At 46.3% G+C, this 21,406-nt stretch carries 18 protein-coding genes; 12 read left to right on the top strand and 6 right to left on the bottom strand.

What is annotated here, in order from left to right; translation table 11 throughout:
- Positions 1-30 precede the first annotated feature (30 nt).
- Positions 31-1,635 carry a hypothetical protein gene (locus AC5ZC7_RS22210; RefSeq protein ID WP_496158851.1) on the top strand — a complete coding sequence of 535 codons (1,605 nt, stop codon included), beginning with the start codon at positions 31-33 and terminating at the stop codon, positions 1,633-1,635.
- 3 nt (positions 1,636-1,638) lie between these two features.
- Here the strand turns inward: AC5ZC7_RS22210 and AC5ZC7_RS22205 are convergent, their stop codons facing one another.
- Together AC5ZC7_RS22205 and AC5ZC7_RS22200 are read right to left on the bottom strand one after the other, a co-directional pair.
- Positions 1,639-4,122 (bottom strand): Hsp70 family protein, encoded by a 2,484-nt coding sequence (locus tag AC5ZC7_RS22205; RefSeq protein ID WP_496158852.1) that lies wholly within the window; start codon positions 4,120-4,122, stop codon positions 1,639-1,641.
- A 4-nt stretch (positions 4,123-4,126) separates the two neighbouring features.
- A complete protein-coding gene (locus AC5ZC7_RS22200) occupies positions 4,127-4,450 on the bottom strand; it encodes a hypothetical protein (protein WP_496158853.1) in 324 nt (107 codons plus the stop codon).
- 268 nt (positions 4,451-4,718) lie between these two features.
- Here AC5ZC7_RS22200 and AC5ZC7_RS22195 point away from each other — a divergent pair, with 268 nt between their 5' ends.
- The 4 genes from AC5ZC7_RS22195 to AC5ZC7_RS22180 all read left to right on the top strand — a co-directional run bounded on the left by AC5ZC7_RS22195 (position 4,719) and on the right by AC5ZC7_RS22180 (position 8,973).
- Positions 4,719-5,582 carry a TIM barrel protein gene (locus tag AC5ZC7_RS22195; protein ID WP_496158854.1) on the top strand — a complete coding sequence of 288 codons (864 nt, stop codon included), beginning with the start codon at positions 4,719-4,721 and terminating at the stop codon, positions 5,580-5,582.
- Positions 5,583-5,606: 24 nt separating this feature from the next.
- Complete coding sequence (locus tag AC5ZC7_RS22190) at positions 5,607-6,971, top strand: Gfo/Idh/MocA family oxidoreductase (protein WP_496158855.1); 1,365 nt, start codon at positions 5,607-5,609, stop codon at positions 6,969-6,971.
- Positions 6,972-7,261: 290 nt separating this feature from the next.
- Complete coding sequence (locus AC5ZC7_RS22185; RefSeq protein WP_496158856.1) at positions 7,262-8,254, top strand: histidine kinase; 993 nt, start codon at positions 7,262-7,264, stop codon at positions 8,252-8,254.
- Positions 8,251-8,973, top strand: a complete 723-nt coding sequence (locus tag AC5ZC7_RS22180; protein ID WP_496158857.1) for a response regulator — start codon at positions 8,251-8,253, stop codon at positions 8,971-8,973. Before AC5ZC7_RS22185 ends, AC5ZC7_RS22180 begins: the two co-directional genes overlap by 4 nt.
- A 1-nt stretch (position 8,974) precedes the next feature.
- Here the strand turns inward: AC5ZC7_RS22180 and AC5ZC7_RS22175 are convergent, their stop codons facing one another.
- Positions 8,975-10,717, bottom strand: a complete 1,743-nt coding sequence (locus AC5ZC7_RS22175; protein WP_496158858.1) for a hypothetical protein — start codon at positions 10,715-10,717, stop codon at positions 8,975-8,977.
- A gap of 181 nt (positions 10,718-10,898) precedes the next feature.
- Between AC5ZC7_RS22175 and AC5ZC7_RS22170 the strand changes: the two genes are divergently transcribed.
- On the top strand, positions 10,899-12,341 hold the full coding sequence (locus tag AC5ZC7_RS22170) for a sulfatase-like hydrolase/transferase (RefSeq protein ID WP_496158859.1): 1,443 nt from the start codon (positions 10,899-10,901) through the stop codon (positions 12,339-12,341).
- 186 nt (positions 12,342-12,527) lie between these two features.
- On the opposite strand, the gene AC5ZC7_RS22165 is transcribed toward AC5ZC7_RS22170, so the two are convergent.
- A complete protein-coding gene (locus AC5ZC7_RS22165) occupies positions 12,528-13,514 on the bottom strand; it encodes an aldo/keto reductase (RefSeq protein ID WP_496158860.1) in 987 nt (328 codons plus the stop codon).
- Between the two features lie 163 nt (positions 13,515-13,677).
- Between AC5ZC7_RS22165 and AC5ZC7_RS22160 the strand changes: the two genes are divergently transcribed.
- From AC5ZC7_RS22160 to AC5ZC7_RS22140, 5 genes are all read left to right on the top strand, one after another.
- The gene (locus tag AC5ZC7_RS22160) at positions 13,678-14,589 is read left to right on the top strand and encodes a helix-turn-helix domain-containing protein (protein WP_496158861.1); all 912 of its coding nucleotides are present in this window, start codon (positions 13,678-13,680) and stop codon (positions 14,587-14,589) included.
- 60 nt (positions 14,590-14,649) lie between these two features.
- Complete coding sequence (locus tag AC5ZC7_RS22155) at positions 14,650-15,078, top strand: SRPBCC domain-containing protein (RefSeq protein ID WP_496158862.1); 429 nt, start codon at positions 14,650-14,652, stop codon at positions 15,076-15,078.
- Positions 15,079-15,339: 261 nt separating this feature from the next.
- Positions 15,340-16,386, top strand: coding sequence for a type II asparaginase (locus AC5ZC7_RS22150; protein WP_496158863.1), 1,047 nt, complete (start codon positions 15,340-15,342; stop codon positions 16,384-16,386).
- Positions 16,387-16,403: 17 nt separating this feature from the next.
- Positions 16,404-18,047 carry an aspartate 4-decarboxylase gene (gene aspD / locus AC5ZC7_RS22145; protein WP_496158864.1) on the top strand — a complete coding sequence of 548 codons (1,644 nt, stop codon included), beginning with the start codon at positions 16,404-16,406 and terminating at the stop codon, positions 18,045-18,047.
- A gap of 127 nt (positions 18,048-18,174) precedes the next feature.
- On the top strand, positions 18,175-18,738 hold the full coding sequence (locus AC5ZC7_RS22140) for a YceI family protein (RefSeq protein ID WP_496158865.1): 564 nt from the start codon (positions 18,175-18,177) through the stop codon (positions 18,736-18,738).
- Positions 18,739-18,854: 116 nt separating this feature from the next.
- On the opposite strand, the gene AC5ZC7_RS22135 is transcribed toward AC5ZC7_RS22140, so the two are convergent.
- Together AC5ZC7_RS22135 and AC5ZC7_RS22130 are read right to left on the bottom strand one after the other, a co-directional pair.
- Positions 18,855-19,286 (bottom strand): GNAT family N-acetyltransferase, encoded by a 432-nt coding sequence (locus AC5ZC7_RS22135; protein ID WP_496158866.1) that lies wholly within the window; start codon positions 19,284-19,286, stop codon positions 18,855-18,857.
- Between the two features lie 6 nt (positions 19,287-19,292).
- A complete protein-coding gene (locus AC5ZC7_RS22130; protein ID WP_496158867.1) occupies positions 19,293-19,733 on the bottom strand; it encodes a carboxymuconolactone decarboxylase family protein in 441 nt (146 codons plus the stop codon).
- A gap of 92 nt (positions 19,734-19,825) precedes the next feature.
- On the opposite strand from AC5ZC7_RS22130, the gene pdxR reads away from it, so the two are divergent.
- Positions 19,826-21,298, top strand: a complete 1,473-nt coding sequence (gene pdxR, locus AC5ZC7_RS22125) for a MocR-like pyridoxine biosynthesis transcription factor PdxR (RefSeq protein ID WP_496158868.1) — start codon at positions 19,826-19,828, stop codon at positions 21,296-21,298.
- Positions 21,299-21,406: the final 108 nt, after the last annotated feature.

Below are 21,406 nucleotides of genomic sequence, written 5' to 3'. Positions count from 1 at the left end.
TGTTGCGGTTTTTTCTTATTTTGCTGTCAGATGAAATACCTTAACCCACTGGATTTTCTGATAACACTACATGGTGGACCCGTAGATTTGCGGGACAATAGTGCGTTATCCCTTCTCCGGAAAAAGTCATTAGCAGAACTGGAATTATCAGACGATAAAATGTTGCGGGTCAACGGGCAGTTGCTCAGTAAAAACGACTTGCTATTGTTTTTTGACCGGCTACAATCTTCGCAGGAGCTACAATATCACGAACAAATAGCGGCAGACCCCGAACTTTTATATTTCCTGCAAACCGGTGAAATAAAGGGACGGATAGCAGATCATCCCCTGTACCGGGATCGGGAATTCCTGTCTTTTATAGCGCCTTATTATGAGCCGCTGTTTACTACAGGTGTGGTGAACAGTTTGAAAACGCAGGATGTAGCTACCCTGCAACACCTTTTTGGTGGTCCCTTGCTGCTGGATGGTCCACATATTACCACCAGTTACCGCCACGTATTGCGTTACCTGAAAGTATTGGATAATGAATTGAAAGCAGCCATTGAGGTATTTCATAACGGCGGCGGCTATGCGTGGAAACGCTTTGCCCGCTTTGCAAATGCTGCATTGATCACCCAACTGAATATATTACCGCCGGAGTTTGAGAAGTGGAGAAGTGACTACGGAATAAGCCTGATTAACCTGGCTCTCGCTATTTATAGGGTAGAGTTCAGGCGTGGGCACCAGGTGTTGAAGCTGGTGGAACAGCTACATACCACCGACTTTGTACAGGAACGGCTGCAGGTACGGAAAAAAGAGTTGCGGGCATACAGGATAAAAAACCGGCCCCTGGTAGATCTGTTGGGATCGCTAACAGATCGTATAAGACCAGATGGCCTGACAGAAAGAGTGGCGGGAGTGCTGATGCTGGGAGTGATAATAGGGATTGTGGTGGCCATCAATTTCCGCTGGTTAACCCATTACACGCCTTCTCCCGGACCCAGAGTGCCTCGTAAAGAAACAGACTTTTTTGTGGGCGCGCGTACCGGTCCCCGGATGAAATACCTGCTGGCACAATTAACGCATGTACAGGGGGCAAGAGTAGTCGCAGATACCAGTGGACCTGTTTATCATACCGGTGATGATGTGTATGGGGCGGACTTCATGGCAGCATTGAAAGGCGTGGCCTATACGCCAGCTTCCGCGTTAGCAGTAGCAATTGGCGCACCCATCGCGGATACGCCTTCAGACAATGATGATTTTGTTGATGCATCACATCGGCAAAGCTTGCATGTTTTTAACCGGTTGGAGGTGCCGATGGTCGTATTGGTGCAAACACCGGATTCTTTTTACTCCTGTTTTATAACGCCGAAAGACAGCACCTTCCTGCCATTGCAAACAACGGCCAATCGTATTTGTTTTTATATGGGACAATACTGGACTGCCGGAGACAAAGACCTGAAAGGATATTTTGCGGCCAGTTATAAAAATGCACAAACTTTTCTGCAGGAAGGGATGTTGACGTTTGTGTTGGATCCGGTGTACTGGCGCCGCTCCAACAGGTATATCCCATTGGAGATCGGCGCTGATGAAAATATATATACGAATTTGCTGGATAATAATGCTGCGGGTGTATACCTGTATTTAGGCAATTAGCGTTTAGCCGATACCGGTACCTTTCAGTGGCTGGTTGTTTTTCTGATCATCCGGCATCAGGTTATGCAGTTGATACACGGCGGCTTTCAGCTCTTCATAATTTTGTCTTGCCAGTGCTTTTTCTCCAATTTCCATGAAGCGGGCAGCCATTTGTGGATTGGTATAGTCGTTTGGCGGAATGTTGGCGTAATAATGATAATTATTGATCCAGGTGGATGGTTTATTACGAACAATTTCCCAGCCGAGGTTATTTAACTCATCTGTTTTGGCTTTGATGGTATAATAACTCTGGGAGGAAAGAAACGTACTTTCTTCTTTGGTAATTTGTTCAAACCGGGCCAGCCTGGCTTCATCTTTTTCTTCCTGGATATGCCACAGGCAATAGTTTTTCTGCTTAAAATATTGCTCTGTCACTTCTACTACCTGCTGGTCTTTCCCGGTATTATCCAGTTGTTGCGCCAGTTTACGTTTTCTTTCTTCCAGCTGGTATTTTTCGTCAGTTACATCGTCTATGCTGAGCATTTCCAGCCGTTCGCTCACGGTGTCCAGGTCGGATTGAATTTCCTGTACAGCTGCTGCCAGTTCGTATTGCTGGCTGGTTTTAAACCGTTTCATTTTATCGGCAGCCTGTATTTTGAGTTGGTGTATATCATCCTGTAATTTACCGATGTTGATTTGTCGTACCATGGGATTGAATATCTCAGAAAACTCCTGCTCATTCATGAGTAGCACGGCTTTTACAGAGAGGTCCCTGCTTTCGCTGATCTGTAAAGTGATTTCTACATCGGAGCCTTTCACGAGGTCGGTGATGAGGTCCGCACTTTTGATTTCAATCATGCCGAGTGGTACGCAACTGCCGGGAATAGCGTAGCGACTTCCTTCTACCACATTGATCAACAGGCTATCCTTTCCACTGCGCAGAATGGTTTTCATTACCTCTTTGATAATGGTTTTGCGCAAAGGAAGAATGGCATTTTTTTCAAAGATGAGTTCCAGCTTGGTGCTATTATTTTCCAGGTCATCTATTTCTATGCAGATGTCGTTGGGCAGTGGCTGTCCATGGATATTGAATTTCCCCTGCGTGATGGAAATAGCGGGGGCATCTACGGATAATTCGTTGTGGGCAGCATCAAATACCAGGATGTTGAAAACGTTATTGCTGTTTTCTGCCAGCAACAACATTTCAGAAATGCGTTCCTGCAGTGGCTTAATACCGCTGTCGTAGCCTCCGTCGGTGCGTACAATGCGATAGCTCAAACCGGAAACGGGACCGGTAACAATGGCGGTAAAGTATTCTTCTTTATCGGCTGTATTTTTCTGATAGGCTGTTTTGAAATGAATGTCCGGGGCGTGGCCGGTGGTTGGCTTGTTTTCCCGTGTTGCCGGCGCTGATATGGAGCGGGTGCCCGCATACCATGCTGCGCCTACCGCCACGGCAGTAGTAGGGTCTACGCTGCAATTCACAGCGATGCCCAGTTGTGCGGCCACCAATGTTTTTACGAGTGGTATATACGTGCTGCCTCCAATCATCACTACTTCCATGATATCGGTAGCGGTGAGCTGGTTGCGGGTCAGTATCTTTTTAACGAGATCTACAGAGTACTGGATACTGTCGTAGATCACGGTTTCGAATTCTTCGCGGGTAATGGTGAGGTAAATGTCTTGCTCATCAATTTCGAATTCTATTTCAGCGGCGGGGCTGTTGGTGAGTTGTACTTTTACCTCTTCTGCTTTTTTCAGGAGAATATGATACAGGGTATTGTATTTTCCGCGGGCGCTGCGCAACTGGTTGAGCAGGTCAGGATAATTCCCCTGTTGTTGTAACCGGGGTACCACCAGTTTTTCGATGATAGCAATATCGAAATCCACGCCGCCGAGGTAGTTATCACCTTCATGGTCTACCACCCGCATTTCTCCGTCTATGATTTTTACCAATGCCACATCAAAGGTACCACCGCCGAGGTCATATACGAGCCATTGGCCCTGTAAGCTGGCGGTATTGCTTTGTTTGTTGGCGAAGGCCAGGCTGGCGGCAATAGGTTCCTGTAACAGCTGCACCTCCCGGAATCCGGCATCATTGCCGGCTTTTTTGGTAGCGTTGGATTGTATCGTATCAAAAGAGGCCGGGATGGTGATGACTACGGCTTCCGGTTTTTCGCCGGTATAAATAAAGTTTTTCAGTTCCCTGAGCACCATGGCAGATAATTCTACCGGTGTTTTGAAGTCGCTGGTATTGGGTACAAAGAACGATTCCGAGGTACCCATTTTTCTTTTGAAAGAAGAGAACACATTTTCCGGATCTTTTTCTATCAGCTCACGGGCTTTGTCGCCTACAATCACCCGGTCTTTCCGGAAAGCCACCACGGAGGGCAGTGTTTCTTTCTGGCCAAAGGGATTCTTGAATATTTCAACGTTGCCGTTCTGGAATTTGCCAATCAGGGAGTTAGTGGTACCCAGGTCAATCCCGAAATTAATTTGCTGGCTCATAGGCTTATTTTGCTGCGGCGATTACCACTCCTTTTTGTAAAATGGATTTTTGTCCGCCGGTGGTATAGTATACAACAGGTTTGATGACGTTCACAATTTCCATTTCCGGGGCCATATCACCGGTAATGCTTGCTTCGTAATCTATTCTTGTTTCGTGATAAGTTTCTCCCAATGGGTTCAGAATGGTATAACCCGCTTCTTCGAAATGTTGCTTGATCCGGTCCACGTTGCGCTGCAGGGATTGCAGCTCCGGCCTGGCCGCTGTTTTCTTATCCAGTTCAAATACCTGGTTGATGATCCTGATATGAAGGGTTAATAGTGGGTCCATTCGGTGAATTATGTTGTTCACAAATATATTGTTTCGGAAGCAGAAAGCGATTTTTTGTCTTGAGCAGGATTATACTGATTATACTGATTTTGTTTTAGAAGATTAAAGAAGATTATTATCTCTCTATTCCTCAAATCTTATAAAATCAAAAAAATAAAATCAGTATAATCAGTATAATCCTGAACAAGACAAATTTCCTATTTTGTTTTTCCGGAATTACATATTATCTTAAAGCTGTTCCAATTCCACATCAAATTACCCAGAGGTTATGAAAACATGGTTGTTACTCATCTTTTCCGTATTCTTATCCCCGTTTTTGCAATCGAATGCACAAACGCCTTTGCCAGCCATTGGCATCTGTGCTTCTTTTTCGAATGATAGCCTGGCAGCGGGCAGCGGATTTACATTCCTGGAAGAAACCGTGCGTAAGGTATTATCGCCTTCCCTGAGTGAAGTACAGTTCCGGGAACAGCTGCATGCGCTGCGTAGCGGTCGCTGTAAGGTGCAGAGCTGCAACGTATTTATCCCGGGATATATAAAACTGACTGGCAACGAAGTGAATGAAGCCAGGGTACTGGGGTATGTGGACTCGGTGATGCAACGCGCTAAAATAGCAGGGGTGACGCTCATTGTACTGGGAAGCGGAGAGGCCCGCAAGATGCCGGAAGGTGCGGACCGTAAGCAGGTAACGCAGCAGTTCATATTGCTGTGCCGCAAAATGGCCACCGTCGCCGCAAAGTATGATTGTGTAATTGCCATGGAAAACCTGAATAAATCAGAAACCAATTTTGTAAATACGCTGGAAGAAGGGTATGAAATAGCCACCGCTGTTCACCATCCTAATTTCCGGCTTACAGCAGACATTTATCACATGCTGCGGGAAAATGAATCGCCTGCCAGCATTGAAAAGGCGGGGAGTTTATTGGTACACTGCCATATTGCAGAAAGAGAAAACCGCGCTGCTCCGGGTGTAGCCAGGCAGGATTTTAAGCCCTATTTCGCGGCCCTGCATAAGATAGGCTTCAAGGGGCATATCATGATGGAATGCAGATGGGATGACCCTTCCAAACAATATAAACCAGCATTCGATTACCTGCAACAGCAACTCAAAGAAGCCTGGGGCATTCAATAAACAACAACAGAAAAAACGCTTTATATGTCAGCATCCAAAAAAACAAGGCGGGAATTCCTGCAACAATCCTTACTGGCCGGCGCCGGTATTACCATCAGCGCCATGGGCATGCCTGCCAGCAGCTATGCCCGCATCATGGGCGCCAATGATCGCATCAATGTGGGCCTGGTAGGGTTTTCCGACCGCGCCCGGCAAGCGCTGATGCCCTCCTTTTTTAATAACAACAAAGCGCTGAATTTCGACCTCATTGCCGTTTCCGATATCTGGAACCGTCGCCGCGAAGAAGGAAAGGCTTTCCTGGAACAAAAAACCGGGCATAACGTACAGGCCTGTATGAATAATGATGAACTGTATAATGTGAAGGGACTGGATGCGGTATTTATTGCTTCGCCCGACTTCGCACATGCCTATCATACCATAGAAGCCGTAAAAAATAAATGTGATGTATACAGCGAAAAGCCTTTCGCTGAAACCATGGAGGATGCCCGCAATGCACTGAAAGCGGTAAAGGATTCCGGCCGCATTATGCAGGTAGGTACCCAACGCCGTAGTGGCCCCAGCTACCACGCTGCCGCTAACTTCATCAAAGAAGGCAAATTTGGCCCTATCACTATGGTGGAAATGACCTGGAACGTGAACCAGCCCGGTCGCTGGCGTCGCCCGGACCTGGTAAAATCCATCCGCGAATCTGATACCGACTGGAAACGTTTCCTGGCAGGCCGCCCGAACGATAGCTGGGATCCACGCAAATACCTGGAGTATCGCCTGTTCTGGCCGTATTCATCCGGTATTTTTGGTCAATGGATGACCCACCAGATTGATACGGTACACTGGTTCAGCGGCCTGAAACATCCTCGTACCGCCGTAGCTAACGGTGGCATCTATATGTGGAAAGATGGCCGTAAAAACCCGGATACCCTGACCGCCGTATTTGACTATGGTCCTGAAAATGATCCCAGCAGCGGATTCCAGGTAATGTATAGCAGCCGCTTTCATAACTCTGCCGGTGGTACCAAAGAAATTTATTATTCCAACGGCGGTACCATTGATATGTCTACCAACCAGATTTCTGCTACCGGTGGTCTCACAGAAAGAGAAGCACAGGAAATGGGTATGCACGCCAACCTGCTGCAGCCACAAACCCTCAGCAATGAAGATGCGGCAGCCACCAGCGCCAACACCGGCGGCGACCCGCTCACCAATGCACACGTGCGTAACTGGATGTCGTGTGTACGTGAACGTAAGCAACCGAATGCGCCTATTGAAGCGGCGTATTCCCATTCTATCGCACTGATCATGGGCAATGCCGCTTATCGTACCGGCATGAAAGCCACTTTCGATGAAGCTACCCAGGAAGTAATGGTAGGTGGAAAAGTGTTTAAAATGTAGCAGACGCACAGCGAACAATATCTCCCGATGGCAGTAACAACAATACCTTTGTTGTTACTGCCTTTTTTGTTCCGGCAAAAAACGACGTGCTTCACTGGTTATTTTTTTGCCATATCTATATCCACACGCGTTTCGTATAAAAAAATATCGGCGTTGCTATAAAAAGGCCCGTCATGTGCAGCGCGTTCCGTAATTTTAAGATAAATAGCTATACAGTAATGGTGGAACCCCCCAATATGCTGAACGATATTTATAAGAATCCATTTCTGAAATTTTTGCTAACCCGGCAAATGAAGGTTTACCGCCATTTAACCTTCATTTGTTTGCTATTGGTAGTAGTCATGACCGGTAACTCTGACCTGAAGCAGGGGATGGAAACCTACCTGAAAATCACCGTGTTTATACTGTTGATGTTACCTCCCTATATCAACCTGTACGTACTGGTACCCCGGTTTTTGTTTACCCGGAAATACCTGCAATACGTGGGAGCCGTGGTATTGATCATTGTTTCTTTTTATTGCCTGATTGCATTTGTGCTGCGCCCTTATTTCGAACAATTTTCACGCGTACCCAAAGAAGATCAATCCACACCTATGGATATTATTTCTTTCGGAATCGTTTTCAGTATCTTCATTGCAGCCACCACCGCTATCAAGCTGTTTCAACGATGGATCATCGACAGCCAGCGCATTCACCAGCTGGAGAATATCCGGCTGAATACCGAATTGCAGGAACTGAAAAGCCAGATCAATCCGCATTTCCTGTTCAATATGCTCAACAATGCGCATGTACTCACCCAGCGGGATCCAGTGAAGGCTTCGCAGATATTACTGCGCTTGTCGAACCTGCTGCGTTACCAGCTATACGACAGCAATCGCGCACAAGTACTGTTAAGCGCAGACATTCGTTTTTTACGTGATTTCCTGGATCTCGAAAAGATCCGTCGTGATTTTTTTGAATTCACCATCACCGATGACACGGGCACTGACCCGGTACTGATACCGCCTTTCCTGTTCATCCCCTTTGTGGAAAACGCCGTGAAACATAGTGTAGATCCTCTTAAAAAGTCGTACGTTCATTTGACCTTTAACCGGCAGCCAGATAAGCTTATCTTTGCCTGTATTAATTCAAAGCCGGCGGTGATGCCGCCGGCGGGGGAACATGGCCGCCTGGGACTAACCAATGTGAAACGCCGCCTGGAACTGCAATACCCGGATACACACCGGTTAGGGATGGAAGACGGCACCACAGAATATCATATCACCTTAACCATACCGATATGAATTGCATTATTGTCGATGATGAGCCGCTGGCAAGAGAAGGGCTGGAAGTGCTGATAGCAGCGGATCAGCGATTACACCTGAAAGGTTGCTTTAACAATGCCGGCTCTGCAGCCGAATTCCTGGCACTCAATAAAGTTGATCTTGTATTCCTGGATATACAAATGCCCGGTATGAACGGATTGGATTTCGCCAAAGCCATTTCCCCGGAAACACTGGTTATATTTACCACCGCCTACGCTGAATATGCACTGAACAGCTATGAAGTGGATGCGGTAGACTACCTGGTAAAACCACTTCACCTGGAACGCTTCGTGAAAGCCGTAAACAAGGCATTGTTGTATCGCGGCATGCTGGACGAATCCCACCAAACCAGCGGCAGCGCGTCTATAGCAAATGATGCGGTATATGTGAAAGCCGATCGTAAATTTTTCCAGGTATACTTCCGGGATATCCTGTTTATCGAAGGCCTGAAAGATTATGTGATCTTACATGTACCTGGGCGGAAAATTATTACCGCCATGAACATCAAAACCATTTATGAGCAGTTACCACCGCTGTTGTTTGTAAGAGTCAGCAGGTCTTATATTGTAAACGTACAACATATTCACACGTTCGATAACAATACCATTTACATCCAGCATCACGAAATCGCGATTGGCAATAATTACCGCACTTATTTTTTTGATGAATTTGTAAAGAAGAAATTACTCAGCAAATAAGTTAAAAGAAGATATCCATTTCCAGTCCGGAGAAATATCGCGGAGACCGGCGAGGCGATAATACCGTGCCATAGCTGATCTTCAACGGCAAAAAGTATTGTGCCGGAATGCGCAACCATACCGGCATGTTAAAGTAGTTCAGGTTAATCAGCGATGCCAGTTGTAAACCAACCGCAGGCACAAAAATAAAGGCCGTGTTGTGATGCGTGAACTCCAGGCCCACTTCTGTATAATTGTAAATGCCAATAAATTTCCGGTCGGTAACCCATAAGTCGAAATTGCTCCGGATGCCTACCCGCGCCTGTTGTACATCCCAGGTGTTATCCTTGTATTGCATCACAGCAGACCGCACCAAACTATAGCTTGCGGTATAACCGAGCCAGTAGTCGAATGTGCCCTTTTTGCCCCCTTTGCTGTTTAAAGAATAGTTGTTGGAGAAGTTGCCCACATTCAACCGGAAATCTATGGCCCGGTAATATTCACCGGGGGTGAAGTTACTGTTAATCGCTACCACCAGGGAGTTAGATACCCTGCTGCGCACGAAATTGCGATAATACAGCGGACGGTTAGCCTGTTGCATGGCCGGCGTAATAGTGGTTTGACCATCCATCACGGCGGCCAGGTCAGAATTATAAGGAATTGGTACCAAAGCCAGGCTCGGAATATGGTGGATGAGGAAAGACGCCTGGGTGGCCTTATCATCCGGAATGCGCTGCAAAAAGGGCGTATAACGGTCATCGGTATACGCCTGCTGATAGGCGGTCCACAGATCCTGCAGGGATAACGTTACGGCGTTGATGACCCTTTCGGATTCGGGTGTTTCAATGGGATAGGTAATATCCTGGAGAGACGGGGACTTCTTCCAGCTGCTGTGAGTATGGTTGTATTCCCCGTCGCCATACGCATGCCATATTTCTCCTTTTTGATTGACTACGGTAGCGCCATTTTGGCAATAGAAATCATGCAATGCTTTATTGTTGGTAACAGAGGCCAACAGGGTTCTGTTTACTACCAGGTGCCCCGCTGCGAATGCATCTTCCAGAAAATGATCTGCAAAACCATTGAAGAGGAACGCATAGTATAATAATTTGCCGGCAGCAGGATCGCTGATTTTAGCCAGCCTGGCGCTTTGTTCGGCCAGGTCAATGGCCAGCGTATGCAGGGTGACATACATATTGATCGCATTGGTATTACTCAATTGTTTGAATATATCCGCTACCATGGCAGGATTTTCACATTGTTTCACGTTGGCTTTATCAAAGTGACGCAGCTGTTGAAAGAATGATTTTTTATACTCGTAGAAATGCGAAATGTTCACAGCAGCCTGTAGCGCATAGCTGAAATCTACTTTGGTCAGTTTGCCATCCGGCGCCGCCGGATAGCCTGCTGCTATATACTGTTCATGTAATACCAGGAGACGCTGTATTACTGAGTAGCGGTAGCGCAGCTGTTCTTCCAGCAGCAAGGGATTGCTTTCATGATCCCCGCTTAGGCCATTTAAGACACCGTAAGACACCTCGTATTTTTCATCTTCTGTAAGAGAAGGAAAGTAATAACGCTGCTGGATACTATCTGACCGGATACCGGCGTATTGCAGGAAGGAAGCCATGAGCGGCTGGTTACCTACCCGTTGCAGGAATTGAATAAAAGCTTTGTCGCCAATGGCTTTGTGTTCCCCATACTTGTAGGCTAGCAGCGGGGTGGGGAATACGATTAACAGGAACAATATTACTTTTTTGCGCATGGAGTGTTTGGCAGGTTACAGTCAAAAGTATAGGCATCCTCCTTAGCGAGGGGCATTTTTATACGAATGCGGCTGTTTTTTCTACCAGCAGGGGGGTACTAAACAATTTGAATGTGCCAGAGGTGGTTATAATACTTCCGGAATACTTTGTATTTTGGCTGACTAAGAACAATGAAACACTATGAAGAGGAACATTTTTACAAAGCTGCTGCCAGCTATAGCAGGCTGCGCGCTGTTGTCGGCGCCGGTAAACGCGCAGCAGACATCCGCTACTACTCCGAACATCGTTTTTATTCTCGCAGATGATTTAGGTTACGGAGACCTGAGTGCCTATGGTCAGCAAAAATTCAGTACCCCACATATTGATCAACTGGCGAAGCAAGGCATGCGATTTACACAGTTCTATGCCGGCACTTCTGTTTGCGCCCCTTCCAGGGCATCGCTGATTACCGGTTTACATACCGGGCATACCTTTATCCGCGGCAATAAAGAAATACAACCAGAAGGCCAGCAACCTATAGCCGATACCGTTATAACGGTGATGGAAGTACTGAAAAAGGCCGGGTATACTTCCGGTATCTTCGGTAAGTGGGGACTGGGACCAGTAGGCTCTTCCGGCGATCCTTTGCGGCACGGAACCGATCGCTTTTATGGCTATAATTGCCAGCGGCAGTCGCATCGTTACTTCCCCACACATCTCTGGGATAACGATACCAAAGTAGTGTTGCCGGGAAATGAGCAACTGGCGCAAATGAGCACCTACGCACCAGACATGATTCAGCAACAGGCGCTGCGTTTCCTCGAAGAAAACAAAAACAAACCGTTCTTTCTGTACCTGACGTATACGTTGCCACATGCAGAGTTGCAGGTGCCTGATGATAGTTTATTCCGTCATTTCAAAGGCAAATTTGCGGAGAAGCCTTATAAAGGCAACGATTACGGCCCTAAAGCCACGGTACCGGGATATGCGTCACAGGCTTATCCACACGCCACCTTTGCAACTATGATGACCCGCCTGGATAATTACGTAGGGGAAGTAATGGCCCGTCTCCAGGCGCTGGGATTGGATAAAAACACCCTCGTAATATTCACCAGCGATAACGGTCCACATACAGAAGGCGGTGCAGACCCGGCTTTCTTCAACAGTGCCGGTGGGTTACGCGGGGTAAAAAGAGATTTGTATGAAGGCGGTATCCGCGAACCTTTCATTGCACGCTGGCCGGGTCGTATAAAGGCAGGCAGCACCAATAGTTTCAAGGGAGCATTCTGGGATATTATGCCTACGCTGGCTGCCCTCACCAAGGCACCTGCGGTGCCTTACACGGATGGCGTATCCCTGTTGCCTACATTAACCGGCGGCAAAGGTCAGCAGGAACATCCTTATCTCTACTGGGAGTTTCATGAAGATGGTGGTCGCCAGGCAGTACGCCAGGGCAAGTGGAAAGCAGTGAGGCAGCAGGCACAGCAACATCCCGACGGCGCGGTAGAGTTATACGACCTTGTTGCAGATCCGGCAGAAACAAAGAATGTAGCCACTACACATCCTGATATTGCAACAAAAATGGCCGGATATATGAAAGAAGCACATGTGGAGACGCCGTTGTATCCCTTTTGGGGGAAATAAGCGAATTTTGTCTTTTTCAGGATTAAACTGAGTATACTGATTTTTTTTTTTTACTGATTTAACAGAATTTGGGGAGATGTAAGCGAATATATTCGCTTACATCTCCCCAAATTTTTTTACATCTTATAAAATCAAAAAGTAAAAATCAGTATACTCAGTTTAATCCTGAGAAAGACAAAATTCGGATCAGCTTTTATCCACCAGCTTGTTCATGCTTTCGCTGTACCGGTCGCCGGTGTTAGGATATTTTTTGAGCAAATCTTCCAGGTTTTGCAGGTCTGTTGCGGTTAAGTGTACGTTTACTGCACCGGCATTGTCCAGCAGGTATTTTCTTCTTTTGGTACCGGGGATAGGGATGATATCCTCTCCCTGTGCCAGCACCCATGCCAGGGCCAGCTGGGCGGGGGTACAGTTTTTACCGGCAGCCAGTTCCGCAAATCCGGCGGCCAGCAGCCGGTTGTTTTCAGCGTGTTCGCCCTGGTAGCGGGGCAGCTGTTTCCGGAAGTCGTTATCTGCCAGTGAGGAAATGTCGAGATCGTTGGTAACAAGGCCACGGGCCAGCGGACTGAAAGGCACAAAGGTGATGCCCAGTTCTTTACACGCCGGCAGTATCTCTTTTTCCACATCCCTGGTCAGCAGGGAATATTCACTCTGTAAGGCGCTGATGGGATGCACGGCACAAGCTCTGCGTAAGGTGTTGGCAGAGGCTTCAGACAGGCCCAGGTAGCGCACTTTCCCTTCTTTTACCAGTGCTGCCATAGCGCCTACCATTTCTTCTACGGGTACGTTAGGGTCAATACGGTGTGCATAATATAAATCGATCACATCTGTTTGCAAACGCTTCAGACTGGCTTCTACGGCCTTTCTCATATAGGCCGGAGAACCATCGAAATTACCCGCACGGACTTCCGTATTCATGGAAAATCCAAACTTGGTGGCAATGAAGATTTTATCACGGTTAGGTTTCAGCACCTTCGAGATCAGCTCCTCATTTTTGCCCGCTGCATATACATCTGCGGTGTCCCAGAAGTTAATACCTATTTCAAGTGCTTTTTCAAGTGTGGCAATGGATTCCACATCATCGGGTACACCGTAGGCATGACTCATGCCCATACAGCCCAAACCAATGGCAGACAATTTCACGTCTGTAGTGCCTAATGTTCTGTATTCCATATGATAATCTGCTTTTATTATATTTTGATAATTGGATGACGCAAAGGTAAGCCGCCTATATGGCCAAAAATTGTAGTAGCACCAGTATTAATTGTGTTTTTCAAAGATAGCAGGACATAGGATTGTTTTTTAAAGGTAGGTATTATTCGTAATTTTAAAGTGTATGAGGAACCATGATAAACAATATGAATTAACCACCCCTAACAGTATTACCACTGTTACCGACTGGTATAGTGACGATATCCGGCTTACACATACTATTTCCAACTACCGTAAGGCCGATCTGATGCATGCCAGCGCCGATAACGATGTGGTACGGTTACATTTCGGATTGAAAGGAGACTATGCCTTTTCTTATAAGCAGTTGAACCGCTCCTTTGACCTGGTAGGAGGGCATCACAATATTATGTACTCCGATGGCTTTGAAATAGAAGTGCGGCCTAAAACAGCGGAAATAGAAACTTTTGGGGTACAGTTTCCTAAAAGCCTGTTCGTCGAGTTTACACAAACGGGAAATGATTCCCTGCAGCGCTTTTGTGAACATATACTGGCGGGCCGGCATGCGTTGCTCTCCGAAAACTGGGGACCTATTGATCCGCCTACACAGGCGGTAATCGGGCAAATTATGCAATGTCGCTTTACCGGGCAGTTGAAGAAATTATTCCTGCTGTCGAAGAGCATTGAATTACTGGTGCTGTCGGCAGAAGCGTATAACTATGCGGCCACTAAAAAAGACATCTTCCTGAAAAATAAAGCAGACAAAGAAAAAATTATTGCGGTCCGGGATTTGATTCACGAACGTTTAAATGATCCACCAGGACTGTCTGAAATAGCGCAACTGGTAGGACTGAACGAATATAAACTCAAACGTGGTTTTAAAGAAACATTTAACAGCACGGTATTCGAATACCTGACCGGACAACGTTTGGAACTAGCCAATCAATACCTGCTGGATACCGAAAAAACATCGGCAGAAATAGCGTATGAACTGGGTTATGCCACCCCGCAACATTTTAATAATGCGTTTAAAAAGAAGTTTGGCGTTACACCCAATTCGGTTAGAATTAATCCGTAAAATGCAACAGCTGGTTGCTGCAACTGCTTAATATTGTAGTCATCTTTAAAATACTTTATTATGGATAAGCAACTGACCATGTCGGCCTCAATTAACATTCACGCGAATGCATCAAAAGTGTGGACCGCCATCACGGACAAAGCACAGATTAAAAGTTATTTTTTTGGAACAGATGTAGAGAGCGACTGGAAAAAAGGAAGCCCGGTGATCTGGTCCGGTGAATGGGAAGGACAACGATATGAAGAAAAAGGAGAAGTACTGGCGGTGGAAAAAGACCAGCTGTTATCCTACAGCTATTTAAGCACCGGCAAAGAAGACATCCCGGACAATTATTCCACGATCGTTTATCGCCTGGAAAAAAACGGACAGGGAGAAACTCAATTTTCTGTTACCCAATCCAACTTCGCCAGCCAGGAAGCCTGCGAGGATTCTAAAAAGAACTGGAAGCAGATCCTGGAGGGCCTGAAGAAAGTTGCGGAAAGTAATTGATGTTTGTCTTTTTCAGGATTAAAGGGATTAGGCTGATTTTATTTTTTTGATGTCACAAGATTTGGGGAGATGTAAATGGATATATCCGTTTACATCTCCCCAAATTTTTTTCATCTTATAAAATCAAAAAATCAAAATCAGGTTAATCAGTCTAATCCTGGATAAGACAAAAAACCGCCTTCGAACAATCTGGCGGCTTCCGGTGTTCTAATATCCTAACAATTCCTACCAAACAATCTAAAGGTATTAAAAGCATTACATATGAGATCCTTATGTACTTTAATCGTAGTATTATTTGTTAGTATAACCGCCCTGGCTCAGAAACCCCGCATTATTATCCTTGCTACAGGTGGTACTATTGCCGGAGAAGGTGCTTCCGCCGACAGGGCTGCTTATACCGCAGGAAAGGTGCCTATTGAATCACTACTGAAAGCGGTGCCAGGTATTGAAAACATCGCGGATATTACCGGAGAACAGGTGGCGAATGTTGGTAGCCAGGATATGACGATCGATATCTGGATGAAACTCAACAAGCGTATCAACGAAATTTTTACCCATAATGAAGCCGAAGGCGTAGTGATCACCCATGGTACCGATACACAGGAGGAAACAGCTTATTTCCTGAATCTGACCATACGTAGTAATAAGCCGGTAGTGATCACCGGTTCTATGCGGCCATCTACCGCTATCAGCGCTGATGGACCTAAAAATTTATTTGATGCCGTTACCGTAGCTGCTAACCCTAAATCCAATGGCCGCGGAGTAATGGTAGTATTTAATGAAAATATATTTGATGGCCGTGATGTATCAAAAGGAAGTACCACCAAGGTAAGTGCTTTTCACTCTCCCAACCTCGGCCCAACAGGACAAGTATACGACGGTAAAGTAATTTATTACATGACCCCTGTTCGTAAAGCAGATAAGGAAACACCTTTTAATATTACCGGTGATAAAACATTACCCAAAGTAGGTATTGCCTATATGTATACAGACGCAGAACCTGGCGCCATTAATAACTTCGTAGCAGAAGGTTATAAGGGAATTATTATTGCCGGCGTGGGTAATGGTAACTTCAATAAAGCTTTTTATGATGCTATTGATGCAGCCGTGAAAAAAGGAGTGGTGGTGGTAAGATCCAGTCATGTTGGCTCCGGCAGGGTTACGCAGTATGATGAAGTAGATGATAAAACGCTGGGTACCATTGTGAGCGATGACCTCAATCCCCAGAAAGCAAGGATACTACTGATGTTGGGACTCACCCAAACTACTAACAAAGATATTTTGCAGAGTTATTTCTTTAAATATTGATGCCTCAATAATTAATTATGGGACTATCTTATATTAAAACCACGGTAGCAGAGCAACGTGCGTTGCAGAAACTAAGCCCCTTTGAATTGAAGGATACCCTCATTTCGCTGGCGGAAAGTAAAGCTGAGAAAAGTACTGAAATCATGTTGAATGCCGGACGTGGTAATCCTAACTGGGTAGCCACTGTGCCGCGTGAAGCCTATTTCCTGTTGGGGCAATTTGGTATAGCGGAATGCCGCCGTAATATGGCCGACAATCATGGGTTGGCCGGTGTACCGGAAAGAAGTGGCATTGCTGATCGCTTTAAAGCATTTCTGGCGTTGCACAAAAATGCACCTGGCGCCAATCTGTTGCAACAGGCTTATCTATACGGTATACAACAACATCAATTTGGAGAAGACGATTTCGTTTTTGAGTTGGCAGAAAGCATCATTGGCAATGAATATCCCGTACCAGGCCGCATGCTGGCACATATGGAGCCAATTGTGCATGATTATATTGTACAGGAGATGTGTGCAGGACAGGCACCCAAGGGGAAGTTTGACCTGTTTGCCGTGGAGGGTGGTACGGCAGCGATGTGTTATATTTTCGATTCGCTGATGCAGAATAAGCTGCTGAAACATGGATCCCGCATTGCATTGATGGTACCTACGTTTACACCTTACCTGGAAATTCCGGAGCTGGATCGCTACCAGTTTGAAGTAGTATACATTAACGCTACCGGACAAACGAAAGAAGGACGGCATACCTGGCAATACCCGGATGCAGAACTGGAAAAATTAAAAGACCCTGAGATAAAAGTACTGTTTGCTGTAAACCCCAGTAATCCCCCTTCCAGGGCCCTCGCACATCCGGTTATGGATAAACTGGCGGCCATCGTGAAAAAGGATAATCCTCATCTGATGATTGTAACAGATGATGTATACGGCACTTTCGTCAACGGCTTTCACTCACTGTTATCAAAAATTCCTTATAACACAATTTGTGTTTATTCGTTCTCTAAATACTTTGGTTGTACCGGCTGGCGCTTAGGCGTGATTGCCATTCATGAGGATAATATTTACGATAAACTCATTGCCGGACTACCCGTTGCCGCCAGGAAAGACCTGGCCAAACGTTACAACACGACCACGCTGCACCCGGAGAAAATGAAATTCATTGATCGCATGGTGGCCGACAGCCGGCAAGTAGCGCTGAATCATACAGCCGGACTTTCTTTACCACAGCAAACGCAAATGACCTTGTTTTCCCTGTTTGCCCTGCTGGATAAAGAAAATAAATACAAGCAAATAGCACAGGAACTGGTGCACAAGCGCCTGAAATTATTGTGGGATAAAATAGAGCTGAAACAATTGGATGATCCTTTGAACACCGGCTATTACTCCGAAATTGATATTGCTTCCTGGGCGAGTAAGATTTATGGAGAAGATTTCTCTAAATGGTTGCAAAAGAAAATGCAGCCTACCGACATCCTTTTCCGGCTGGCAGAAAAAACCGCCATCGTGTTGCTCAATGGTGGTGGATTTGGTGGCCCTGAATGGTCTGTACGGGTATCGCTCGCTAATCTGCCCACAGATGCCTACACACTTATCGGCGAAAACCTCACGGAAATTATGCATGAATACGTGAGCGCCTTTAAAGAGGAAACGGGTAAAAAATAGTCTTTTTTCATAATGATAGCTATACGGCGGGTGACTATGCAAGGGTAGCCCGCTGTTTTTTATACTATCCCGCCAGAAACATGGTACGCGATTTGGCCGAATAAGGGTAAACAAACACCTTTGTATCATGAAAACTCAGGTATTTCTTCTTCGCTTCCTGTTATGCAGTATCCTGGTGTTTAGCACCGGCATGGTACAGGCACAGCAATACACCCTCTCTGATGAGGGGGCTACCGTAAAATTTACGATCGTCAATCACCTTATTTTCAGCAGTACGGTAAATGGGTATTTTAAGGGGCTGAAAGGCCATGTCCGCTTTGATCCGCACGACCTGAAGTCGGCCGCCATAGATGCCACAGTAGCCGTGAATACAATCAGTACCGGCATCGGTAAACGGGATCGCGATTTAATGGACGAAAAGTATTTCAATACCGCTAAATATCCCAACATGCGGTTGTTGGCTACCAGTATAACGGCTACGGATAAACCGAATACTTACCAGCTCACCGGCGCACTAACCATTAAAGGGGTTACCAAAACCATTGCATTCCCGTTTACCGCGGTGGTGGGAGCAAATGATTGTCAGCTGAACGGACAGTTTACTATTAACCGCAAAGACTTCGGCGTAGGCCCTGACAATGCCATTGATGATAAACTGACCGTGTCCTTGAAGGTACTGGCCAGGAAGTAAGTATTACGAATTACGAATTACGGATTTGTGGGTAGATAGTAAACGCGAAGATTAACATCGCTTCCATCTACTCACAAATCCGTAATTCGTAATCCGTAATTCGTAATTCGTAATTTTTACAGCGGTTGTGTGAAATGATGTGCAGAAATATAATATCCTTTCCGGAGATATACCCGGTGCGCCGGGTGCCGGTCATGACCGGAGTCCAGTTGCACCCGTGGTAATCCTTCTGCTGTTGCCTGTGCCTTGATATGATCCAGTAGCATCCCGGCATAGCCCCGGCCCTGGTAGGCAGGCAAGCAGGCCAGGTCATCGATATAAATAATTTTCCCGCTAACCAGCTTGTTCATGTGCCGGAAGCCTGCAAAGGCAGCGGCCTTGGTTGGGTCATCATCTGCCGCGATGTAGATGACCTGGTAGTCTTCCTGCTGCATTTCTTTTATCTGTGCCAGCAGCGCTTCTTTTTTCAAATGAGGGCGCAGGTACAAAATAACTTCACTGCAAGCCAGGAAATCGGCATCCGTAATGGCTTTTTGAATAACAGGCATAGGTTATTATTTTCCGGGTACCCGGTGTGAGGAAATACCAATACGGTTCCAGGCGTTGATGGTGTTAACGGCCATAATGAGTTCGGCGGTACCTTTCACCCCAAAATGTTGTACTGCTTTTTCGTAAGTAGCGGCTGTTAATCCCTGTTGGTGGATGAGCGTTACCTCTTCTGTGAGCGCCAGGATAACCCTTTCTTCTTCGGTGAATTGCGGGGCTTCGCGCCAAACGGGGAGGAGGTATAAACGCTGTTCTGTTTCTCCTTTACTACGTGCATCCTGGCTATGTATATTAAGGCAATAGGCACAACCATTTATCTGGGATGCCCTTACCCGGATCATTTCGTGGTGAAGTGGAGAAATGCTGGTGGTTTCCAGGTAATCTTCCAGTGCCAGCATTACTTTATAGGCAGCCGGATCAACTTCTTTCATTAAAAAACGTTCGGTCATATCGTGATGGTTTTATCGTAAAAATTATACTACAAAATTAAAAGTTGCTGGAGTATCTTAGTAGTCCACTTTACAATTGGTGAGTAGTCCAGATGCTTCCATTTAAAACGCTTATACAAACAGATAAATCGCTGAAGCTGCCGGTATATCAGCAAATCTCCAATAGCCTGATAGGCCTGATACAGGAAGGCCTCCTGAAGCCAGGTTCTTTTCTGCCGGGAAGCCGTGTGCTGGCGGAACAGCTGGAGTTACACCGTAAAACGGTGATGGCCGCTTATGAGGAACTGATCAGCCAGGACTGGCTGGAAGCAGTGCCCCGCAAAGGGGTGATGGTGGCGACCAATTTACCGGTGATCCGCGCCCGGACCTACCGGAAAACGGTTTCTCCTTACGGAGAGGAGGCGTCGTTTGCTTTTCATCGTATTCCTACCGTGGTAACCCCTACGCCACCGCCGGTAGCAGGAGCCATGCTGGTGCTCAATGACGGGTTTCCCGACGCCCGCCTGGCACCGCTAAAAGAATGGGTAAGGGAATGCAGATCTGTTATAGAAAGTCCACGGTATCATAAACTGTTAATGTATGGTAAGCCAATGGGGAGTGACGCCTTGCGGGAGGCCATGGTACACTATTTAACCGACACACGGGGCCTCAGTATTGCCATTGATCATATCATGATTACCCGTGGCGCGCAAATGGCTATTTACCTGGCAGCTGCGATGATTATCAAAAAAGATGATTATGTGATTGTGGGTAGTCCGAATTATTTTTTTGCAGATCTCTGCTTTGAACAGTTGGGCGCCCGCCTGTTATATGTGCCGGTGGATGAAGAAGGAATAGATGTAGATGCCGTGGAAAAGTTGTGTAGCAGCAAAAAAATAAAGATGTTGTACCTGATCACTCATCATCACCATCCTACTACGGTGACACTGAGTGCTGCCCGAAGAATGAAGCTGCTAACCATCATCCGGAAATATAACCTGCCCGTGATTGAAGATGACTATGACTACGATTTTCACTACAGCTCGGCGCCTATTTTACCTTTGGCCAGTGCTGACCATGGTGGAAATGTTATTTATATTGGTTCTTTTACCAAGTCACTGGGCTTGTCGATCCGTATTGGTTTTATGATTGCACCCGCCAGTTTCATCAAAGGAGCAGCTGCGCTTCGCGGCCTGATGGATTTACGGGGAGATAATCTTTCTGAACAGGCATTAGCCAATCTATTGACAGATGGTACCATAGAAAGGCATTTAAAGAAGTCCAATAAAATATATAAGGAACGCCGTGACCTGCTCTGTCACCTGTTACAAACGCGCCTGGGAGATGCCGTACAGTTTACGATTCCGGCAGGAGGAATGGCTGTTTGGGTGCGCTTCTCTCCCAAAATATCCTTAATAAAGTTAGCAGAAAAAGCGAGGGCCAATGGATTACGGATCGCTTCCGGTGAACAATATCATTATGGTGCGGCCTCACGAAACGGGCTGCGGCTGGGTTTCGCGTCACTCAATAACAAAGAATTGACAGAGGCGGTGAGGATTTTGGAGAAGTTGATTTTGGGAGCATAAAGCATAAGTGCTAAAGCACCTGTAAACAAAGCGAAAAGCATAAAGCTATTATAGCGAATCATCATTGCGGATATACGCTTTGATCATTCGCTATAATAGCTTTATGCT

Source organism: Chitinophaga sp. 9-1-y, from assembly GCF_059511905.2.
Note: the sequence above shows the minus strand (reverse complement) of the source record. Positions and strands in the feature narration are given on the sequence as shown.

What these genes read in the sequence shown, in the direction of transcription:
- AC5ZC7_RS22210 (WP_496158851.1), top strand. Translation starts at nt 31, where the DNA reads ATGAAATACCTTAACCCACTGGATTTTCTGATAACACTACATGGTGGA.
- AC5ZC7_RS22205 (WP_496158852.1), bottom strand. Translation starts at nt 4,122, where the DNA reads ATGAGCCAGCAAATTAATTTCGGGATTGACCTGGGTACCACTAACTCC.
- AC5ZC7_RS22200 (WP_496158853.1), bottom strand. Translation starts at nt 4,450, where the DNA reads ATGGACCCACTATTAACCCTTCATATCAGGATCATCAACCAGGTATTT.
- AC5ZC7_RS22195 (WP_496158854.1), top strand. Translation starts at nt 4,719, where the DNA reads ATGAAAACATGGTTGTTACTCATCTTTTCCGTATTCTTATCCCCGTTT.
- AC5ZC7_RS22190 (WP_496158855.1), top strand. Translation starts at nt 5,607, where the DNA reads ATGTCAGCATCCAAAAAAACAAGGCGGGAATTCCTGCAACAATCCTTA.
- AC5ZC7_RS22185 (WP_496158856.1), top strand. Translation starts at nt 7,262, where the DNA reads ATGAAGGTTTACCGCCATTTAACCTTCATTTGTTTGCTATTGGTAGTA.
- AC5ZC7_RS22180 (WP_496158857.1), top strand. Translation starts at nt 8,251, where the DNA reads ATGAATTGCATTATTGTCGATGATGAGCCGCTGGCAAGAGAAGGGCTG.
- AC5ZC7_RS22175 (WP_496158858.1), bottom strand. Translation starts at nt 10,717, where the DNA reads ATGCGCAAAAAAGTAATATTGTTCCTGTTAATCGTATTCCCCACCCCG.
- AC5ZC7_RS22170 (WP_496158859.1), top strand. Translation starts at nt 10,899, where the DNA reads ATGAAGAGGAACATTTTTACAAAGCTGCTGCCAGCTATAGCAGGCTGC.
- AC5ZC7_RS22165 (WP_496158860.1), bottom strand. Translation starts at nt 13,514, where the DNA reads ATGGAATACAGAACATTAGGCACTACAGACGTGAAATTGTCTGCCATT.
- AC5ZC7_RS22160 (WP_496158861.1), top strand. Translation starts at nt 13,678, where the DNA reads ATGAGGAACCATGATAAACAATATGAATTAACCACCCCTAACAGTATT.
- AC5ZC7_RS22155 (WP_496158862.1), top strand. Translation starts at nt 14,650, where the DNA reads ATGGATAAGCAACTGACCATGTCGGCCTCAATTAACATTCACGCGAAT.
- AC5ZC7_RS22150 (WP_496158863.1), top strand. Translation starts at nt 15,340, where the DNA reads ATGAGATCCTTATGTACTTTAATCGTAGTATTATTTGTTAGTATAACC.
- aspD (WP_496158864.1), top strand. Translation starts at nt 16,404, where the DNA reads ATGGGACTATCTTATATTAAAACCACGGTAGCAGAGCAACGTGCGTTG.
- AC5ZC7_RS22140 (WP_496158865.1), top strand. Translation starts at nt 18,175, where the DNA reads ATGAAAACTCAGGTATTTCTTCTTCGCTTCCTGTTATGCAGTATCCTG.
- AC5ZC7_RS22135 (WP_496158866.1), bottom strand. Translation starts at nt 19,286, where the DNA reads ATGCCTGTTATTCAAAAAGCCATTACGGATGCCGATTTCCTGGCTTGC.
- AC5ZC7_RS22130 (WP_496158867.1), bottom strand. Translation starts at nt 19,733, where the DNA reads ATGACCGAACGTTTTTTAATGAAAGAAGTTGATCCGGCTGCCTATAAA.
- pdxR (WP_496158868.1), top strand. Translation starts at nt 19,826, where the DNA reads ATGCTTCCATTTAAAACGCTTATACAAACAGATAAATCGCTGAAGCTG.